Origin of the sequence: Pseudomonas sp. LAP_36 (genome assembly GCF_019456785.1) — a bacterium.
Taxonomy (GTDB): Bacteria; Pseudomonadota; Gammaproteobacteria; order Pseudomonadales; family Pseudomonadaceae; genus Aquipseudomonas; species Aquipseudomonas tritici.
On record NZ_JAHZMS010000010.1, the window covers coordinates 147,495 to 165,453 of the forward strand.

The window sequence follows — 17,959 nt, forward strand, 5'->3', positions numbered from 1 at the left end:
AGAAAGCCTTCCCATCACTGATACTGACGACAGCAAGGACAGACGATGACCTTTTTTATTTTCCTGCTGGCCTGCGCGGCGGCTGCCAGCACCGGCATCATTTTCAAACCAGGCGCCTGGTACGAATCCCTCGTGAAACCCAGCTTCACACCGCCCAATTGGTTGTTCCCGGTGGCGTGGACGATCATATACCTGCTGCTGGCCTGGGCCGGTTACCGCCTCAGCCTGATCCCAGGCAGCGAAATGGTGTTGGCCCTGTGGGCGGCGCAGATTGCGTTGAACACGTTGTGGACGCCGGTGTTCTTCGGCGCCCATCGCATCTTGGCCGGGATGGTGATTATTACCGTGCTGTGGCTCACCGTAGCGGCGATGGTGGTGTTGGCGGTGCGCCTGGACTTGATCACCGGCTTGATCCTGTTCCCCTACTTGGCGTGGCTGTGTGTCGCGGCGGCGTTGAATTTCTCGATCCTGCGGAATAACCGCTGATGGCCCATACGCTCTGGCCCGCCAGTGAGCCTGAACTGGCCGAGATGCGCCGTTTCAATCAAAAGCTCGCGTGGATGCCGCGCTTTAAAATCCGCAATCGGGTTACACCGCGTCTGATTCAGGTGCTGTTGCGCGTCAGCCAAAAGGTCAGGAAAGGGCCGGATGCTGAGTGCAAGGTGGTCGATTCAGTGCCCGTGCGCATCCTGCGGCCGAGCGGCAAACCCAAAGGCGTGGTGCTGGATATCCACGGCGGCGGCTGGGTGATTGGCAATGCGCAGATGGATGACGACCTCAATCTGGGTATGGTCAACGCGTGTGACGTGGCGGTGGTGTCGGTGGATTATCGGCTGGCGGTCGACACACCGGTCGAGGGGCTAATGGACGACTGCCTCGCGGCCGCGCGATGGTTGCTGGCCACGGATGAGTTTGCCGACCTGCCGGTGTTCGTCGTCGGCGAATCGGCGGGCGGGCACTTGGCGGCGGCGACACTACTGGCGTTGAAGCAGTGGCCCGATTTGCTCAAACGGGTAAGCGGGGCGGTGTTGTACTACGGCGTTTACGATTTGGCCGGCACCCCCAGCGTGCGCGCGGCGGGGCCCGAAACCTTGTTGCTGGATGGGCCTGGCATGGTCGAGGCACTGCGCATGCTGACGCCGGGGTTGAGTGATGACGAGCGTCGGCAGGCGCCGTTGTCACCGCTGTATGGCGACTTCGGCGGGTTGCCGCCGGCGTTGATGTTTGTGGGCGAGTTGGACCCGTTGAAAGATGACACCTTGTTGATCGCTGAGCAGTGGCCGGGGGCTGAGGCGCATCTGTTGCCGGAGTCGGCCCATGGGTTTATCCATTTTCCGGTGGTGATGGGGGCGGGCGTGCTTGCCTACAGCCGCCAGTGGATCAGTCAAAGAATGGACGGGGGAGTACTCAATCTTTCTTCGTCCGGGTAACCTTGCGCTCCCCCCATTCAAGCCAAGGACAGCACGTGAAGGTTCTTCAAGGATTCATCGGGTTATCGGCGCTGTATCTGCTGGCCGGCTGTGAGCAAGTCACCGAGAAGACACTGCGCTTCGACGTGCCCTACGGCTACTACGAGACGGCCTTCCGCCAGGACGTCACGGGCAAAGGCCAGTTGACCTGCAAGGTCGCCACCGACACCCAGGACCGTGGCGAAAAGTGGGTGCCTTCGGTCATTCTTGCGGCCGCCGAGGATGCTGCGGAAGACGATACGCTGTTCCTGTCCAGCTATACGCCCGCCGACAGCGACGAGCGGCTATTCGAGCTGCGCACGTTCAACAAGGCAAAGCCAGTCATCGATACCTTCTTCCATCGAGCTCCCGACCATAACGGCGTGTACACCCTACGGCTGACTTGGCAAGCAGATGGCACGATCGGCTATCAAGTCGAAAACGGCGGTGTCTGGGAAGAGAAGAAGCTTGTCGAGAAACCAGGGTTTGCCGTACGCCACGTGAGCGTGCATGCGTCGGGGATGAAGGGCAGTGCAGTCTGTGAGTTGCGCCAGTGAGTGGTACCTGTGACGTGAGGCCGTTGAAAGGCTGATTCATTGAACTAAAAACTTGATCAATGAGTCAGGTTAATCAGCTGCTCTTCTCTCATCATGAGGACTCCACCATGCGCCAATACACACTCAACTACCGATTCAACGAAGAATTGCGCACCCATGTGTTCGAATTCAAGCAGCCCGAATTGCCGGTGCATGAGGCGGCGTTGCACTTGCTGCAATTGCATTTCGGCGATGCCGAGAATGGCTTGATCCTGCCGCCTGCGGATGCGACGCCGGAGGAGATTCTGGAACAGGCGCAGGTGGTGGGAATCACGCAGATTGAGGTTGTATGAGCGAAAACCCTCGGATTCAGGCGGTCACGACTGCGGATATTCCTGACGTACTGAGGTTTGTGCTGCAGGCCCGCGCCGAGCTGTTCCCGAAGCTCAGTGCGGCGGGAATGCCAGCGGACCTGGCGCAATTCGAGGCGATCTATCTACAGGGCGATGGGCAGTTTCTAATCGCTCGGGAGGCGGGCCGGATTGTTGCGGCCATTGGTTACTTGCCTTACGACGGGCGTTTTGCGCAGTTGAATTACCAGGGCCGCAATACGGTGGAAGTGGTGCGTCTGTTTGTGCTGCCTGCCTATCGCCGCTTTGGTCTGGCGGGGGCGTTGTATGGGGCGCTGGAGGCAATGGCGAAAGCGGAGGGGGTTGAGGTGGTTTACCTGCATACCCACCCGTTTTTGCCGGGGGCGATTGATTTTTGGGTGCGGCAGGGGTTTGAAGTGGTGGATGTAGACGCGGACCCGGTGTGGCAGACGACGCACATGCAGCGACTGTTGTAGACGTGAAACGCCGCAAATCAATGTGGGAGCAGGCAAGCCAGCTCCCACATGTGTATTGTGTGAAGCCTCTAGTTCGGGCGCAACCGCAGTATCTGCACGCCATCAAACGGGTCTGTCAGGTAGTGCGCCTGCACCCCAAACGTCTCCTGCAAGCGCTGCGGCGTCAGCACTTCCATCGGCTTGCCCAGCGCCACCAACTGTCCACGATCCAGTACCGCCAGCCGATCACAGGTCAGCGCTTGATTCAGGTCATGCAGCGCAATCAATGTGGTCACCGGCAGCCCTTGCACCCCCTTCAAGATCGCCAACTGGTGCTGGATATCCAAATGATTGGTCGGCTCATCCAGTAGTAATATCTGTGGCCGTTGCGCCAATGCGCGGGCGATGTGCACGCGTTGGCGTTCACCGCCCGAGAGGCTGCGCCAGGCGCGTTTGCTCAGGTGAGTGGCGTCGACGTCATGCAAGGCCTGGTTCACGATGGCATCGTCTTCGCTGGACCACGGGCTCAGCGCCGACAACCAAGGCGTACGGCCCAGCGCCACGGCGTCGAACACGCGGATGGCATCGTCCGTGTCAGCCTGTTGCTCAACCACGGCCAGTTGCTGTGCGATGGCGCGGCGGGACAGGTCGCCCAAAGGCTGGCCGCCCAACAATACTTCGCCAGATGCCGGCGCGCGCAAGCCTGCCAGCAGTTTGAGCAAGGTGGATTTACCGGAACCGTTTGGCCCGACAATCCCCAAGGTTTCACCCAGCTGCACGTCCAGGTGAATATCGCGTAATAACTCAGCCTCACGTACCTTGAAGCCCAACCCCGTGCAGCTTAAAACGCTCATCGCGCGTTCCTCCGGCCAATGAGGATCAGCGCAAACACCGGCGCACCGACCAGCGCCGTGACCACGCCGACCGGAATCACCTGGCCTTTGATCAGCGTGCGCGACAGCACATCCGCTGCAATCAAAAACAGCGCGCCGCCGAGCGCGCTGGCCGGCAGCAAGCGTGAGTGCCCGGTGCCGAGCAACAGACGCACGGCGTGGGGGATCACCAGCCCGACAAAGCCGATGGCGCCGACAATCGACACCATCACCGCCGTCACCAGTGCCGCGCAGCCCACCAACACAAACTGCACGCGGCGCACGGGGATACCGAGTGACGCCGCCGAGTCACTGCCAAAGGTGAACGCATCCAGCGCCCGACGATGCCACAGGCACACCGCCAAGCCCACGACCGCCACCGGCACCGCCAACCACACCGACGGCCAGCGCACGCCGCTGAGGTTGCCCAACAGCCAGAACATGATGCCGCGCGCCTGTTCGGAGCTGGCCGACTTGGTGATCAGGAACGCGGTAAGCGCATTGAACAGCTGCGATCCGGCAATGCCGGCGAGGATGATCTGGCCGGTGCCGCTCGACGAACCGCTGGCGCGCGCCAGCAGAATCACCAGGGCAAACGCCGCCACCGCGCCGACAAACGCACCCGCCGACAACGAAATCAGCCCGCCGCCCACGCCCATCAACGCCACCAGCACCGCGCCAGTCGAGGCGCCGGCGCTGATGCCGAGCAAGTACGGATCGGCCAACGGGTTGCGCAATAACGACTGCAGGATCACCCCGCACGTTGCCAGCCCCGCCCCGCACGCGGCAGCGACCAGGGCGCGCGTGAGGCGGTAGTTCCACACCACGCCCTCATCGATCGGGTCCAGCACATAGCCGGCCGCCCACAGTTTGTTGGCGAGTACCTGGAGCACGACCTGCGGCGAGATGGCGGTTTCACCGATGGCCACGCCGGCGAGCAGGGCGATCAGTAGCAAGGCCAGGGCAACTAGGGTCCGGATCAGGCTGGCAGTCATTTGTGCAGGTCGTAGCCGTCGATGGCGGCCGCCAGTTGTTCAAGGCCGTCGAACGTACGAATGCTGGCCTGCAGCGCCATGGCGTCGAGGATGATGATGCGGTTGTTTTTCACCGCGTCCATGTTGCGCGTGACCGGGTCGCTGCGCAAAAAGGCCAGTTTCTTTTCATGGTCGTCAGCCGGGTAACGGCGCCGGTCCATGCGTGCGATGACCAAAAAGGTCGGGTTGGCCTTGGCGATGGTTTCCCAGCCGACGGCGGGCCACTCTTCATCGGACTGCACCACGTTGGAAAGGCCGAGGGTTTGCAGCATGAACTCGGGAATGCCTTTGTGGCCGGCCACGTACGGGTCGCTGGCCATCTCGGAACTGGAGAACCACACCAACGCGCTGGCGTGCTTGAGGCCTTTGCTTTGCACAGTGGCGACCGACTTGGCCAGGCGCGCCTTGAGTTCGTCGTTCAATTGTTCGCCGCGGTCCTGTACGTCGAAAATCTGCGCCAGTTGGCTGATGCTTTTATAGATCGTCGCGATGCGGAAAGGCTCCAGCCGCGTGCCATCTGCGCCCACCAGGTTGTCTTTGCCTTCGCAGTCGGAGGGCAGCAGGTAGGTAGGGATCTTCAGCTCATGGAATTGCTCGCGGGTGCCGACCACGCCTTGTGGCCCGACCACCCATTCCAGCTCGGCGGCTACCAGTTGCGGGCGCTTGGCGATCACCGCTTCGAAGCTCGGCTCGTTGTTGGCCAGGCGCTCGATGCTGTCGTTCTGCGCCTTGAACTGCGGCAATACGCTGTTGAACCACAACGAAGTGCCCACCACCTTATCGCCCACGCCCAGCGCGTAAAGCATCTCGGTAGCCGCCTGGCCAATCGTCACGCTGCGCGCGGGAGCCTGCTGGAAGGTCAGGCGGCTGCCGCAGTTTTCCACGGTCAGTGGGTAGTGGGTGGGCGCGGCTTGGGCCAGGGCACAGAAGCTGACGCCGGCGAGCAGGGCGGTGACGCGTGGCAGCATGGGGCAATCTCCGAGTGAACCGTACGTGGAACTGGGGAGGTACGGTTCGGAAACACACCCTTGGGCACTGTGGTGGAGACAGGCAAGCGTGTCCTTCCCGGACACCCCGCCGGTTAGTGATTGAGCTTAAGCCGGCAGGTCTCCTGACTGATGCGTCGTCGCCACGCTCCAGCCTTCCCGGACGTGATCCAGTGGCATTAAGGAGCAGGCTCAGCACCTACAGTTGCGGGGGCAGTTCCGATTGGCGCGGGTGTAGCGCGCTTCGGATTCCCTATTAGTCCCGTTTGGGAACCGGCGCGGTATGGTAGTCGATCAGGCACCTTAGCGGGAGCTCCAAATACTCGAGGCGTGAACACGGTGGTAGCTCTCGCGGAGTTCGTCATCCTATGATGCGCATCCCATGGATAGTCTTCACACAAGGAAAGCACAGTGAAATCATTAATCGTCCTCGCCCTTATCGCCACGCTCGCCGGTTGCGCCACGCAGGGCAAATCTGAAAAGCAGATTCTTGACGAGGCCGCCACCGCGTACGTCAAGTCGATGCCCGCCGGCTCGGACAAGCTCCGTTTGCACACGATGAGCATCCCCAAAACCGGTTTGTTTGGCGATACGCTGGCGATTGCCATGGCCAGTGATCAGAACGCCGCCCACCTCAGGGGCGAATTGCTGAATGCAAAACGCATGGGCGATGTGTTCTTTTTGATTATCGGCGCCGGCAGCCCAGTTGACGTTGCTGTGATCAGCAAAGCGGTCGAAGGGCAGGATTTGAACGGGATGCAGATTTACTACTCGGGCACCGATGCACAAAGAGACACAGTGCGTGCGGCCGTTGAAAAGACCCAGGCGCAATTTCATTACATCAATGCGCAATGACTACTCGCACTTAGAGCCGTCTGGGCAAACTGGCGCTGTTGTTCCGCGTCTAGGCCGATGTTGGACGGAGTCGGCCAATCACCGCAGATCAAAATGTGGGTGTTGGCTTGTCGAACCGCTGCGATAGCCAGAAGTATCTACACATCTTGAGCGAGCGCTCTGCGTAGCAGCTGTCGAGCCCTGGCGAGGCTGCGTCAGCGGTGTGTCAGACAGACCGCAAACGCAGCCTCGCCAGGGCTCGACAGCTGCTACGCACTTTCACATTGAAAATATGTAGATACCTGTGCCGCCGTCTTCGCAGGCAAGCCAGCTCCCACACTTGATGTACGTCGTCCGTTCGGTCAGAGACGAATGTCTTCCGGACCTTGTATCAGCGCTTCAATCCGCGTGCCGGTGGCGCGTTCTTCGTTGCTGAAGCCGTCGTAGTCGGCGAGGTTGGCAAAACGGAGGCCGGTCAGCCGTTCTATCTGGACCACACTGCGTTGGTAGGTCCTGAGCTGGCCAAACACCAGCTCGAGCTGGCCCAATTCGCGGTTCTGGTCAATCATGTAGGCACTCGCGCGAGGCTTGCCGTCGTCACCGAGGTAGGCGACGACTTTCCAGAAGGCCTTGGGGATTTTAACGCCCCGGTACACTCGGTCGTCGTCGGCAAACACCGGCCCGGTAAACACGGTGGCGCGGGCTTTCCAGCGTTGGGTGTTATCGAGAATATAGTCTTCGAGCTCCAGCCAGGTCTTCTGGTTGAACCCACTCATCTGCGGCGAGCAGTTGGTGAAGTGGAATGTGTCGAAGTTGGCGATTTTCGCCTCGTCGCCCCAATTGGGGTCCTGTCGGCGTACCAGGTGGCCGCGATCAAGGCCATTGCTGGCGTAGAGGTCTTCGCCCACCTGCGCGTCGATGGGCAGGCGGCCATCGTAGGCCCAGATGTCGTTGCTACGGGCAACGTCCACATGCAGCCCCCCGTCGATATTGGCGCCCACGTACAGCGCGAGGCGCCTTGAGCGTGACATCGTCACCGAGAAGTGCGTGTAGTCCAGGCGGTCGCCGCCCTCTTTCAGCGTCTGTACATCATCCGCAATCGCGTCCTCAACGGTGGGCCAGGGCACCACGAAGCTGCCGAGAAAATCCTCGGCGTAGCCGCTCCGGTCCTTGAAATCCTTGGCCGCAGTGACGCGTGGCGTCGCCGCCCTGGCCTCCAGCAGAGTGGGGCTCGGCGCGAGCAGCGGGCGCAGGTCGGCGAGCCGTGGGCGGTACGAAAGGTCGATTTTGGTTTTGCGTGCGGGCATCGGTCAGTCCTCCTTGGATAAACACGACTGCAACATAGGTTAATGACAATTGATGACACGCGTTGATCCCAGGGGGCTATCCTGAGTCGATACCCGGACGTTGTCACATGCCAAATGGAGCCAGCCAATGTGTGTTCGCCAGCAGCATCGCAATCCGATTTTCTGCCTGATCCCGCCCTACATGCTCGACCAGATCGCCCGCAACGGTGATAAAGCGCAGCGGGAAATCGCGTTGCGCACCCGCGCCAAAGACAGCACGTTTCGCTCGCTGCGTATGGTCGCGGTGCCCGCCAAAGGGCCCGCTCACATGGCCCTGGCCATGGGCGCAGGCAAGCGGCGTTCGATCTACAGCGCCGAGGGCACCGACAGCCTGCCGGGAACGCTGGTCCGTGGCGAAGGGCAGCCCGCCAGCGGTGATGCGGCGGTGGACGAGGCCTACGATGGCTTGGGCGCCACCTTTGATTTTTTCGAGCAGGTCTTCGACCGCAACTCCATCGATGATGCCGGCATGGCATTGGACGCGACCGTTCATTTTGGCCAGAACTACAACAATGCGTTCTGGAACTCGGCCCAGATGGTGTTTGGTGATGGCGATGAGCAGTTGTTCAATCGCTTCACAGTGGCGCTCGACGTGATTGGCCATGAGTTGGCCCATGGCGTCACCGAGGATGAGGCCAAGCTGATGTACTTCAATCAGTCCGGCGCGTTGAACGAGTCGCTGTCGGACGTGTTCGGCTCACTGATCAAGCAATATGCACTGCAGCAATCGGCACAAGACGCCGACTGGCTGATCGGCAAGGGGCTGTTTACGCCAAAGATCAAAGGCACCGCCCTGCGCTCGATGAAAGCCCCCGGTACCGCGTTTGACGACGAACTGCTGGGCAAGGACCCTCAGCCTGGGCACATGGATGATTTTGTGCAGACCTACGAGGACAATGGTGGGGTGCATATCAATTCCGGCATCCCCAACCATGCGTTCTACCAAGTGGCGACGAAGTTGGGCGGGTTCGCCTGGGAGCGCGCCGGGCGTATCTGGTATGACGCGTTGCGCGATGCGCGGCTGCGGCCCAACTCGGGGTTTCTGCGCTTTGCGCGCATCACCTACGATATTGCCGGCCGACTCTACGGCGCGAACAAGGATGAGCAGAAGGCGGTCAAGGAAGGTTGGAAAGCGGTCGGCATTTCGGTCTGACGTGAGGAACAACCATGCAGATTTCGATCAAGGAAAACGGCGGACCGGCGTTTTTTCCCGGCTTGGCCCAGCCTCGTACGGTAAAGCTGGACGCTCTGCCTGAGCAGGATCAGCAGGAGTTGCGGCAACTGATCGCGGCTTCAGACTTTTTTCAGTTGCCGCAGAGCACCGTTCCGGAGTCCGGGAAGCCAGGCCAGGTGCATTACACCCTGACCGTGACAGAGGGCCAGCGCGAGCACACGGTGTGCGTGCTGGCGCCGGTGAAGTCCCAGGCACTGGACGGGCTGGTGCAGTGCGTGCGCAGGCATATTCGGTGTTGAGGCCGTTTTAGGTCTGCTGCGCAGTCCAGCGGGAGCAAGCGCCTTCGCCACAGGGAGTGCTCGGCTTATTTGCGGTCCAGCCACACGGTTTGCGCGTTGCAGAATTCGCGTACGCCGAAGTGCGACAATTCGCGGCCGAACCCACTTTTTTTCACGCCGCCGAACGCCACCCGAGGGTCGGAAACGCTGAAGGCGTTGACGAAGATCCCGCCGGTTTCCAACTGGTTGGCGATATCGCGTGCCTTCGCCGGGTCGGTGGTGAAGATGCTGGCGGTGAGGCCGAACTCGCTGTCATTGGCCAGGGCCACGGCGTGGTCGGCGTCGCGGGCGGTGATGATCGAGGCCACGGGGCCGAACAGTTCCTGCTTGAACGAGGTCATCTGGTCGGTGACGTCAGCCAGTACGGTCGGTTCGTAGAAGTTGCCGGCGCCGGGTACTTTGTGACCGCCCAGCAATAGGGTTGCGCCTTCTTCCAGGGTGGCCTGGACCTGGCCGTGCAGCTCGTCGCGCAAGTCAAAGCGGGCCATCGGGCCAATATAAGTGGCGGCTGAGGTGGGGTCGCCCATCGCCAAGGCGCGGCTGGCCTCCAGGAATTTGACGGTGAATGTTTCCACCACGCCGGCCTCGATGATCAGGCGCTTGGCGGCGGCGCAGACTTGGCCGCTGTTCTGGAAGCGGCCGATCAGGGCGGCTTGCACGGCGGCGTCGAGGTCGGCGTCGTTGAGTACGATGAACGGGTCGGAGCCGCCGAGTTCCAGCACGCATTTTTTCAGTGCAGCGCCGGCCTGGGAGCCAATGGCGATGCCGGCACGCACGCTGCCGGTCAGGGTAACGGCTGCGATGCGTGGGTCGGCGATGGCTTTGGACACGCCTTCGTTGGCCACGTTGATCACTTCGAACAGCCCTTCGGCGAAGCCAGCCTTTTTAAACGCTTGTTGGATCAGATAGGCGCTGCCCATTACGTTCGGTGCGTGTTTGAGCACGTAGGTGTTGCCGGCAAGCATGGTCGGCACGGCGCCGCGCAGCACTTGCCATACGGGGAAGTTCCACGGCATGACGGCCAGGATAGGGCCGAGCGGGCGGTATTCGATCTGGGCGCTGCCGTTGTCCACCAACGTCGGTTCCGGGGCGAGCATGGCCGGACCGTGGGCGGCGTACCATTCGCTGAGTTGCGCGCATTTTTCGATTTCGGCACGGGCTTGGGCGATGGGTTTGCCCATTTCCAGGGTGATGGTCTGGGCCATTTCTTCGGCTTGGTCACGCAGGGCGTTGGCCAGGCTCAGCAGCAACTCGGCGCGCTGGCTCACTGGCTGGCGGCGCCAGGTGCGGAACGCGCTGGTGGCCCGATCGAGGGCGGCGTCCAGTTGCTGATGGGTTTCGTAGGGATAGCTGCCAACGGTTTCGCCGTTGGCCGGGTTAATCGAGAGGGCATGGGTGGTTGCGTTCATGGCGCCGTCCTGCTGAATGAATACGTTGAGTTCAGCCTACGGGGCTATCTCTTTTCTGGAAACTGAATAATATTAAGCAATACGTTCACGATTGGAGAATGATGTGGATCTGGTGCAGCTGGAAATCTTCAAGGCCGTTGCCGAGCAAGGCAGCATCAGCGCCGCCGCGCAGTTGATTCATCGGGTGCCGTCGAACCTGACCACGCGCATCAAGCAACTGGAGCAGGACCTGGGCGTGGAATTGTTTATCCGCGAGAAAAGCCGCTTGCGCCTGTCGCCGGCCGGCTGGAATTTCCTCGGCTATACGCGGCGCATCCTCGACCTGGTGCAGGAAGCCCGCGCGACGGTGGCGGGGGAGGAGCCCCAGGGCGCGTTTGCCCTCGGCTCGCTGGAGAGCACCGCGGCGGTGCGTATCCCGGCGTTGCTGGCGGCGTATAACCAGAAGCACACCAAGGTTGAGTTGGACCTGAGCACCGGGCCATCGGGCACGATGATTGAAGGCGTGCTGTCGGGACGGTTGACGGCGGCGTTTGTTGATGGCCCGGTGCTGCACAGCACCCTTGAGGGCGTAGCGGTATTTGAAGAAGAGATGGTGGTGATTGCGCCGCTGCATCACGCGCCGATTACCCGGGGGCAAGAGGTGAACGGCGAGAACATCTACACCTTTCGCTCGAACTGCTCGTACCGACACCACTTTGAGCGCTGGTTCTCACAGGACGGCGCGGTACCGGGCAAGATCTTTGAGATCGAGTCCTACCACGGCATGCTTGCCTGCGTCAGCGCCGGGGCCGGGGTGGCGCTGATGCCGCGCAGCATGCTGGAAAGCATGCCGGGGTTTGCGGCGGTGAGTGTGTGGCCGCTGACGGAGAGTTTCCGGATCTTGCACACCTGGCTGATCTGGCGCCGGGGCACGGTGTCGCAGAGTTTGAACAGCTTTGTGAAGTTGCTGGAGGAACGCGCTTTGGTAACGCAGTAGATCGAATGTGGGAGCTGGCTTGCCTGCGATAGCCACAGATATCTACACATTTTCAATGTGATAGTGCGTAGCAGCTGTCGAGCCCTGGCGAGGCTGCGTTTGCGGTCTGTCTGACACACCGCTGACGCAGCCTCGCCAGGGCTCGACAGCTGCTACGCAGAGGGCTCGCTCAAGATGTGTAGATACTTATGCTGCGATAGCATCAACTCGTTTTGCCTGATACACCGAGGTGCTGGCATCGCAGGCAAGCCAGCTCCCACATTTGATCGCTATCAGCCGCCGAATTGCAGGGTGCCCATCGCCAGTTTTGCCATTAACGCGGTCGCACCCAATTGCACCAGCCACAGTGCCAGGCCTCCGAGGAACACGCCGAGCGCTACCTGCAACACCAAGCTCTTCTGGCGCTTGGCTTGCGGCGCGCGTGGGGTGAAGTGGTCCAGCTCGTCGCGGTCGGCACGCAGGTCCAGGTCATCGTTTCTCATAAGGCTCTCACAGCAAAGGGGCAATCAGGGTTCAGTCTAGGGGAGCAGGGCATTTTCTGACAGGCATTAAAAAGGGAAGCCGTAGCTTCCCTTCTTGCGGCGCCGCCAGGTTATAGAACCTGAACAATCGCCGTTGTGACCGCATCAATGTTCGACTGGTTCAGCGCCGCCACACAGATACGCCCGGTATCCAGTGCGTAGATCCCAAACTCGGTGCGCAAGCGGGTGACTTGCTCAACGGTCAGGCCGGAGTAGGAGAACATCCCGCGCTGGCGGCCGACAAAGCTGAAGTCCTTGCCCGGAGCAGCCTTGGCCAGCTCGGCGACCATCTGCTCGCGCATGCCACGGATGCGCAGGCGCATTTCCGCCAGTTCGGCTTCCCACTGGGCGCGCAGCTCAGGGTTGTTCAGCACCGCTGCAACAATCGCCGCGCCGTGGGTCGGCGGGTTGGAGTAGTTGGTGCGGATCACACGCTTGACCTGGGACAGGATGCGCGCGCTTTCTTCCTTGGAGTCGCCAACGATGGACAGCGCGCCCACACGTTCGCCGTACAGCGAGAACGACTTGGAGAACGAGCTGGACACAAAGAAGGTCAGGCCCGAATCAGCGAACAGACGTACGGCAGCGGCGTCTTCGTGGATGCCGTCGCCAAAGCCCTGGTAGGCCATGTCGAGGAACGGCACCAGGTTCTTGGCCTTGACCACGTCCAGCACGTTCTGCCAGTCGGCCGGGCTCAGGTCGACGCCGGTCGGGTTGTGGCAGCAGGCGTGCAGCACCACGATGGACTGTGGCGGCAGGGCGTTGAGGTCTTCGAGCAGGCCGGCACGGTTTACGTCGTGGGTGGCGGCGTCGTAGTAGCGGTAGTTCTGCACCGGGAAACCTGCGGTTTCGAACAGGGCGCGGTGGTTTTCCCAGCTTGGGTCGCTGATGGCGACAACGGCGTCTGGCAGCAGTTGCTTGAGGAAGTCGGCGCCAATTTTCAGGGCGCCGGTGCCGCCAACGGCCTGGACGGTCACAACGCGACCCGCAGCCAGCAGTGGCGACTCAGCACCAAACAGCAGGGTTTGCACGGCCTTGTCATACGCCGCGATGCCGTCGATCGGCAAGTAGCCACGGGCGGCGTGTTGCGCCACGCGAATGGCTTCCGCTTCGGCAACGGCACGCAAGAGTGGAATCTTCCCCTCTTCGTTGCAGTAAACGCCCACGCCAAGGTTGACCTTGGTGGTTCGTGTATCGGCGTTGAATGCTTCGTTGAGGCCCAGGATAGGATCGCGTGGTGCCATTTCGACAGCGGAGAACAGGCTCATTTTGCGGCAGCTCTATGGGGGAAGGGAGGGACGTGTCGCGCTCCAGCCGAATGCACTAGAGCGGTGCACAAACGGGGAGCTAGTATAGAGGCCATCACGGCTGAGGGCGACAGCCGAAACGGCTTTTCGGCCAAGTTTTTCGGTTTATTTGCTGACCGTTAGTCTTATTGCAACAGGGATCGGAAGGGTCGCGTAGGACGATTGCCTTGAAACCCGGCGCACTCGCCACCACTTCTATGGCTATCATGGTTTTTTCCTACTATCCGCTCTGAATCTTCGCGGGTGGTGGTCTATTTCGTCCTCGACGGGTTTACAGTCTGGGGTGACTACACGAGGTATGTTATGTCGGATTTCCAACTCGTCACCCGCTTTGAACCCGCTGGCGATCAGCCGGAAGCCATCCGCCAGATGGTCGAGGGCATCGAAGCCGGCCTGGCCCACCAGACGCTGCTCGGGGTGACAGGTTCGGGCAAGACCTTCAGCATCGCCAACGTGATCGCGCAGATCAACCGGCCCACCCTGGTACTGGCGCCCAACAAGACCCTGGCCGCGCAGTTGTATGGCGAGTTCAAGGCGTTCTTCCCGAATAACGCGGTGGAATACTTCGTTTCCTACTACGACTACTACCAGCCCGAAGCCTATGTGCCGTCCTCCGATACCTTTATCGAGAAGGACGCGTCGATCAACGACCACATTGAGCAGATGCGGCTGTCGGCGACCAAGGCGCTGCTGGAGCGCAAAGACGCGATCATCGTCACCACGGTGTCGTGCATCTACGGCCTGGGCAGCCCGGAAACCTATTTGAAGATGGTGTTGCACGTTGATCGCGGCGACAAACTCGACCAGCGCGAGTTGCTGCGTCGCCTGACGAGCCTGCAATACACGCGCAACGACATGGACTTTGCCCGTGCCACCTTCCGCGTGCGCGGCGATGTGATCGATATTTACCCGGCGGAATCCGACCTGGAAGCGATCCGCATCGAACTGTTTGACGATGAAGTCGAGAGCCTGTCGGCCTTCGATCCGTTGACCGGCGAGGTAATCCGCAAGCTGCCGCGCTTCACGTTCTATCCGAAAAGCCACTACGTGACCCCGCGCGAAACCCTGATGGGCGCCATCGAGGGCATCAAGACCGAGTTGGCCGAGCGCCTGGAGTACCTGCGTTCCAATAACAAGCTGGTGGAAGCCCAGCGTCTTGAGCAGCGCACCCGCTTCGACCTGGAGATGATCCTGGAGCTGGGCTACTGCAATGGTATCGAAAACTACTCGCGCTATCTCTCGGGTCGTGATTCCGGGCAGGCGCCGCCCACACTATTTGATTACTTGCCGGACGACGCGCTGTTGGTGATCGACGAGTCGCACGTCAGCGTGCCGCAGGTCGGCGCGATGTACAAAGGTGACCGCTCGCGTAAAGAAACCTTGGTGGAATACGGTTTCCGTCTGCCGTCGGCGCTGGATAACCGGCCAATGCGTTTTGACGAGTTTGAGAGCATCAGCCCGCAGACGATTTTTGTCTCGGCCACGCCGGGTAATTACGAGGCCGAGCATGCGGGCCGTGTGGTTGAGCAGTTGGTGCGCCCGACGGGGCTCGTCGACCCGCAAATCGAAATCCGCCCGGCGCTGACCCAGGTCGATGACTTGCTCTCGGAGATCGGCAAACGCGTGGCCCTGGAAGAGCGGGTGCTGGTCACTACGCTGACCAAGCGCATGTCTGAAGACTTGACCGACTACCTGGCTGACCACGGCGTGCGCGTGCGTTACCTGCACTCGGACATCGATACGGTGGAGCGCGTGGAGATCATCCGCGACCTGCGCCTGGGCACCTTTGATGTGCTGGTGGGGATCAACCTGCTGCGTGAAGGTCTGGACATGCCGGAAGTGTCGCTGGTGGCGATCCTCGATGCGGACAAGGAGGGCTTCCTGCGTTCCGAACGCTCGCTGATCCAGACCATCGGCCGCGCGGCACGTAACCTCAATGGGCGGGCGATTCTCTACGCGGACCGCATTACCGGTTCCATGGAGCGGGCGATTGGCGAGACCGAGCGCCGCCGCGACAAACAGATTGCTTTTAACTTGGAGCATGGCATCACGCCCAAGGGCGTGTTCAAGGACGTTGCCGACATCATGGAAGGCGCCGTGGTACCGGGCTCGCGCAGCAAGAAGCGCAAGGGCATGGCCAAGGCTGCCGAGGAAAGCGCCAAGTACGAGAACGAACTGCGCTCGCCGAGTGAGATCACCAAGCGCATTCGGCAATTGGAAGAGAAGATGTACCAGTTGGCGCGGGACCTGGAGTTTGAGGCGGCGGCGCAGATGCGGGATGAGATTGGTAAGTTGCGTGAGCGTCTTTTGGCTGTTTGATCTGCGCTGACAGGACTGGCCTCATCGCAGGCAAGCCAGCTCCCATATTTTGATTTGTGAATACAGTCAAATGTGGGAGCTGGCTTGCCTGCGATGGCCGCGCCTCGGTCTCCCTGATTCACCCAGGCTGGAGCCCAACCACCCCAGGCTGTTACCATTCCCCCCTTGTTTCAATTTTCAGCTTTATCGCCCATTCGAGACCTGCCATGACCACCGTCCGCACGCGCATTGCGCCATCGCCTACTGGGGATCCCCACGTCGGCACTGCTTACATCGCCTTGTTCAACTACTGCTTTGCCAAGCAGCACGGCGGTGAATTCATCCTGCGGATCGAAGACACCGATCAACTGCGCTCTACCCGTGAGTCGGAACAGCAGATTTTCGATGCCCTGCGCTGGTTGGGCATTACCTGGGCGGAAGGCCCGGACGTTGGTGGCCCCCATGGCCCGTATCGCCAGAGCGAGCGCAGCGACATCTACAAGCAGTACACCCAGCAATTGGTCGACATGGGTCATGCGTTCCCGTGCTTCTGCACCGCCGAAGAACTGGACCAGATGCGCGCCGAGCAACAGGCCCGCGGCGAAACCCCGCGCTACGACGGCCGTGCGCTGCTGCTGTCGAAAGAAGAAGTCGCCCGCCGCCTGGCCGCTGGCGAACCGCACGTTATCCGCATGAAAGTGCCGAGCGAAGGCGTGTGCGTGGTGCCGGACATGCTGCGCGGTGACGTCGAAATCCCGTGGGACCGCATGGACATGCAAGTGCTGATGAAGACCGACGGCTTGCCGACGTACTTCCTCGCAAACGTGGTCGACGACCACCTGATGGGCATCACTCACGTGCTGCGCGGTGAAGAATGGCTGCCGTCGGCGCCGAAACTGATCCTGCTCTACGAGTACTTCGGCTGGGAACAGCCGCAGCTGTGCTACATGCCGCTGCTGCGTAACCCGGACAAGAGCAAGCTGTCCAAGCGCAAGAACCCGACCTCGGTGACCTTCTACGAGCGCATGGGCTTCATGCCGGAAGCCATGCTCAACTACTTGGGTCGCATGGGCTGGTCGATGCCGGACGAGCGCGAGAAGTTCTCGCTGCAGGAAATGGTCGACAACTTCGACCTTTCCCGCGTGTCTCTGGGCGGGCCGATCTTCGATATCGAGAAGCTGTCGTGGCTTAATGGCCAATGGCTGCGTGACTTGCCGGTGGAAGAGTTCGCCAGCCGCGTGCAGCAGTGGGCGTTGAACCCTGAGTACATGATGAAGATCGCGCCGCTGGTGCAGGGCAGGGTGGAAACATTCAGCCAGGTCGCACCGTTGGCCAGCTTCTTTTTCGCGGGTGGCGTGAACCCGGATGCCAAGCTGTTTGAGTCCAAGAAACTCTCCGGTGATCAGGTTCGCCAGTTGATGCAATTAATCCTGTGGAAGCTCGAAAGCCTGCGCCAATGGGAGAAGGATGCGATCACCGCGACCATCCAGGCGGTGGTGGAGTCCCTGGAATTGAAGCTGCGCGACGCCATGCCTTTGATGTTTGCCGCGATCACCGGGCAGGCCAGTTCGGTGTCGGTACTCGATGCGATGGAAATTCTCGGCCCGGACCTGACGCGTTTCCGTCTACGCCAAGCCCTTGATTTGCTTGGTGGTGTGTCGAAGAAAGAAAACAAAGAGTGGGAAAAACTGCTGGCTGCTATCGCCTAAGCAGGCTGCTGTAACGGTGAAACCCCGGTTTTCCGGGGTTTCACCGGTAAGTGATTGTTATCCCGGCAAAAAACTTTGGAAATTGTTGAAAATAAATTTGACACACTTCTAAACCGCCATTAAGATTCGCCCCGTCCTCACCGATGAGGGGCTATAGCTCAGCTGGGAGAGCGCTTGCATGGCATGCAAGAGGTCAACGGTTCGATCCCGTTTAGCTCCACCAATTTACAGGTTCAAGGTCTGGCCACACCGTCCTTGAGTTGATGTACAGAAGGTTTTGTCCCCTTCGTCTAGTGGCCTAGGACACCGCCCTTTCACGGCGGTAACAGGGGTTCGAGTCCCCTA

Annotated in this window: 18 protein-coding genes, 2 tRNA genes and 1 riboswitch; of the genes, 13 read left to right on the plus strand and 7 right to left on the minus strand. The window is 60.8% G+C overall.

The annotated features are described in order from the left end of the window. The first annotated feature begins 45 nt into the window (after nt 1-45). The 5 genes from JBO08_RS25155 to JBO08_RS25175 all read left to right on the plus strand — a co-directional run bounded on the left by JBO08_RS25155 (nt 46) and on the right by JBO08_RS25175 (nt 2,831). Entirely contained in the window at nt 46-486 is a 441-nt protein-coding gene (locus JBO08_RS25155) for a tryptophan-rich sensory protein TspO (RefSeq protein WP_065874148.1), read from the plus strand. Further along, nucleotides 486-1,430, plus strand: coding sequence for an alpha/beta hydrolase fold domain-containing protein (locus JBO08_RS25160; protein WP_065880869.1), 945 nt, complete (start codon nt 486-488; stop codon nt 1,428-1,430). The genes JBO08_RS25155 and JBO08_RS25160 overlap by 1 nt, the downstream gene beginning before the upstream one ends. Nucleotides 1,431-1,465: 35 nt before the next feature. Further along, nucleotides 1,466-2,005 (plus strand): hypothetical protein, encoded by a 540-nt coding sequence (locus JBO08_RS25165; protein ID WP_225930640.1) that lies wholly within the window; start codon nt 1,466-1,468, stop codon nt 2,003-2,005. A 107-nt stretch (nt 2,006-2,112) separates the two neighbouring features. Next, nucleotides 2,113-2,337: a hypothetical protein gene (locus JBO08_RS25170; protein ID WP_065874145.1), complete on the plus strand. Its 225-nt coding sequence runs from the start codon at nt 2,113-2,115 to the stop codon at nt 2,335-2,337. Then, nucleotides 2,334-2,831 (plus strand): GNAT family N-acetyltransferase, encoded by a 498-nt coding sequence (locus tag JBO08_RS25175; protein WP_065880870.1) that lies wholly within the window; start codon nt 2,334-2,336, stop codon nt 2,829-2,831. Before JBO08_RS25170 ends, JBO08_RS25175 begins: the two co-directional genes overlap by 4 nt. Nucleotides 2,832-2,899: 68 nt before the next feature. Here the strand turns inward: JBO08_RS25175 and JBO08_RS25180 are convergent, their stop codons facing one another. Genes JBO08_RS25180 through JBO08_RS25190 form a run of 3 tightly spaced genes read right to left on the minus strand, consistent with a single transcriptional unit; the run spans nt 2,900 to nt 5,684 of the window. Then, nucleotides 2,900-3,664, minus strand: a complete 765-nt coding sequence (locus JBO08_RS25180) for an ABC transporter ATP-binding protein (RefSeq protein ID WP_065880871.1) — start codon at nt 3,662-3,664, stop codon at nt 2,900-2,902. Further along, nucleotides 3,661-4,677, minus strand: coding sequence for an iron ABC transporter permease (locus tag JBO08_RS25185; protein WP_065880872.1), 1,017 nt, complete (start codon nt 4,675-4,677; stop codon nt 3,661-3,663). Before JBO08_RS25185 ends, JBO08_RS25180 begins: the two co-directional genes overlap by 4 nt. Further along, on the minus strand, nt 4,674-5,684 hold the full coding sequence (locus tag JBO08_RS25190; RefSeq protein WP_065874138.1) for an ABC transporter substrate-binding protein: 1,011 nt from the start codon (nt 5,682-5,684) through the stop codon (nt 4,674-4,676). Before JBO08_RS25190 ends, JBO08_RS25185 begins: the two co-directional genes overlap by 4 nt. A gap of 115 nt (nt 5,685-5,799) precedes the next feature. Then, a riboswitch (cobalamin riboswitch) is annotated at nt 5,800-5,995 on the minus strand. A gap of 118 nt (nt 5,996-6,113) precedes the next feature. Between JBO08_RS25190 and JBO08_RS25195 the strand changes: the two genes are divergently transcribed. Beyond that, nucleotides 6,114-6,557, plus strand: a complete 444-nt coding sequence (locus JBO08_RS25195) for a hypothetical protein (protein WP_065890602.1) — start codon at nt 6,114-6,116, stop codon at nt 6,555-6,557. A 341-nt stretch (nt 6,558-6,898) separates the two neighbouring features. On the opposite strand, the gene JBO08_RS25200 is transcribed toward JBO08_RS25195, so the two are convergent. Next, entirely contained in the window at nt 6,899-7,843 is a 945-nt protein-coding gene (locus tag JBO08_RS25200) for a DNA/RNA non-specific endonuclease (protein ID WP_220075151.1), read from the minus strand. 127 nt (nt 7,844-7,970) lie between these two features. Between JBO08_RS25200 and JBO08_RS25205 the strand changes: the two genes are divergently transcribed. Both JBO08_RS25205 and JBO08_RS25210 read left to right on the plus strand, forming a co-directional pair. Beyond that, the gene (locus JBO08_RS25205; RefSeq protein WP_065880875.1) at nt 7,971-9,035 is read left to right on the plus strand and encodes a M4 family metallopeptidase; all 1,065 of its coding nucleotides are present in this window, start codon (nt 7,971-7,973) and stop codon (nt 9,033-9,035) included. A 14-nt stretch (nt 9,036-9,049) separates the two neighbouring features. After that, the gene (locus tag JBO08_RS25210; protein WP_065880876.1) at nt 9,050-9,355 is read left to right on the plus strand and encodes a protealysin inhibitor emfourin; all 306 of its coding nucleotides are present in this window, start codon (nt 9,050-9,052) and stop codon (nt 9,353-9,355) included. A 65-nt stretch (nt 9,356-9,420) separates the two neighbouring features. Here the strand turns inward: JBO08_RS25210 and JBO08_RS25215 are convergent, their stop codons facing one another. Further along, nucleotides 9,421-10,803 (minus strand): aldehyde dehydrogenase family protein, encoded by a 1,383-nt coding sequence (locus JBO08_RS25215; RefSeq protein ID WP_065880877.1) that lies wholly within the window; start codon nt 10,801-10,803, stop codon nt 9,421-9,423. Between the two features lie 103 nt (nt 10,804-10,906). Here JBO08_RS25215 and JBO08_RS25220 point away from each other — a divergent pair, with 103 nt between their 5' ends. Next, nucleotides 10,907-11,779 carry a putrescine utilization regulator PtrR gene (locus JBO08_RS25220; RefSeq protein WP_065874131.1) on the plus strand — a complete coding sequence of 291 codons (873 nt, stop codon included), beginning with the start codon at nt 10,907-10,909 and terminating at the stop codon, nt 11,777-11,779. A gap of 272 nt (nt 11,780-12,051) precedes the next feature. Here JBO08_RS25220 and JBO08_RS25225 read toward each other — a convergent pair whose 3' ends face one another. Together JBO08_RS25225 and JBO08_RS25230 are read right to left on the minus strand one after the other, a co-directional pair. Further along, entirely contained in the window at nt 12,052-12,261 is a 210-nt protein-coding gene (locus JBO08_RS25225; protein ID WP_038442076.1) for a hypothetical protein, read from the minus strand. 110 nt (nt 12,262-12,371) lie between these two features. After that, nucleotides 12,372-13,568 carry an amino acid aminotransferase gene (locus JBO08_RS25230; RefSeq protein WP_065946357.1) on the minus strand — a complete coding sequence of 399 codons (1,197 nt, stop codon included), beginning with the start codon at nt 13,566-13,568 and terminating at the stop codon, nt 12,372-12,374. Between the two features lie 342 nt (nt 13,569-13,910). Between JBO08_RS25230 and uvrB the strand changes: the two genes are divergently transcribed. The 4 genes from uvrB to JBO08_RS25250 all read left to right on the plus strand — a co-directional run bounded on the left by uvrB (nt 13,911) and on the right by JBO08_RS25250 (nt 17,959). Continuing rightward, on the plus strand, nt 13,911-15,926 hold the full coding sequence (gene uvrB, locus JBO08_RS25235) for an excinuclease ABC subunit UvrB (RefSeq protein ID WP_065880879.1): 2,016 nt from the start codon (nt 13,911-13,913) through the stop codon (nt 15,924-15,926). Nucleotides 15,927-16,132: 206 nt separating this feature from the next. Continuing rightward, nucleotides 16,133-17,614 carry a glutamate--tRNA ligase gene (gltX, locus tag JBO08_RS25240; protein ID WP_065874127.1) on the plus strand — a complete coding sequence of 494 codons (1,482 nt, stop codon included), beginning with the start codon at nt 16,133-16,135 and terminating at the stop codon, nt 17,612-17,614. Between the two features lie 147 nt (nt 17,615-17,761). Continuing rightward, a tRNA-Ala gene (locus JBO08_RS25245) sits at nt 17,762-17,837 on the plus strand. 64 nt (nt 17,838-17,901) lie between these two features. Next, a tRNA-Glu gene (locus JBO08_RS25250) sits at nt 17,902-17,959 on the plus strand.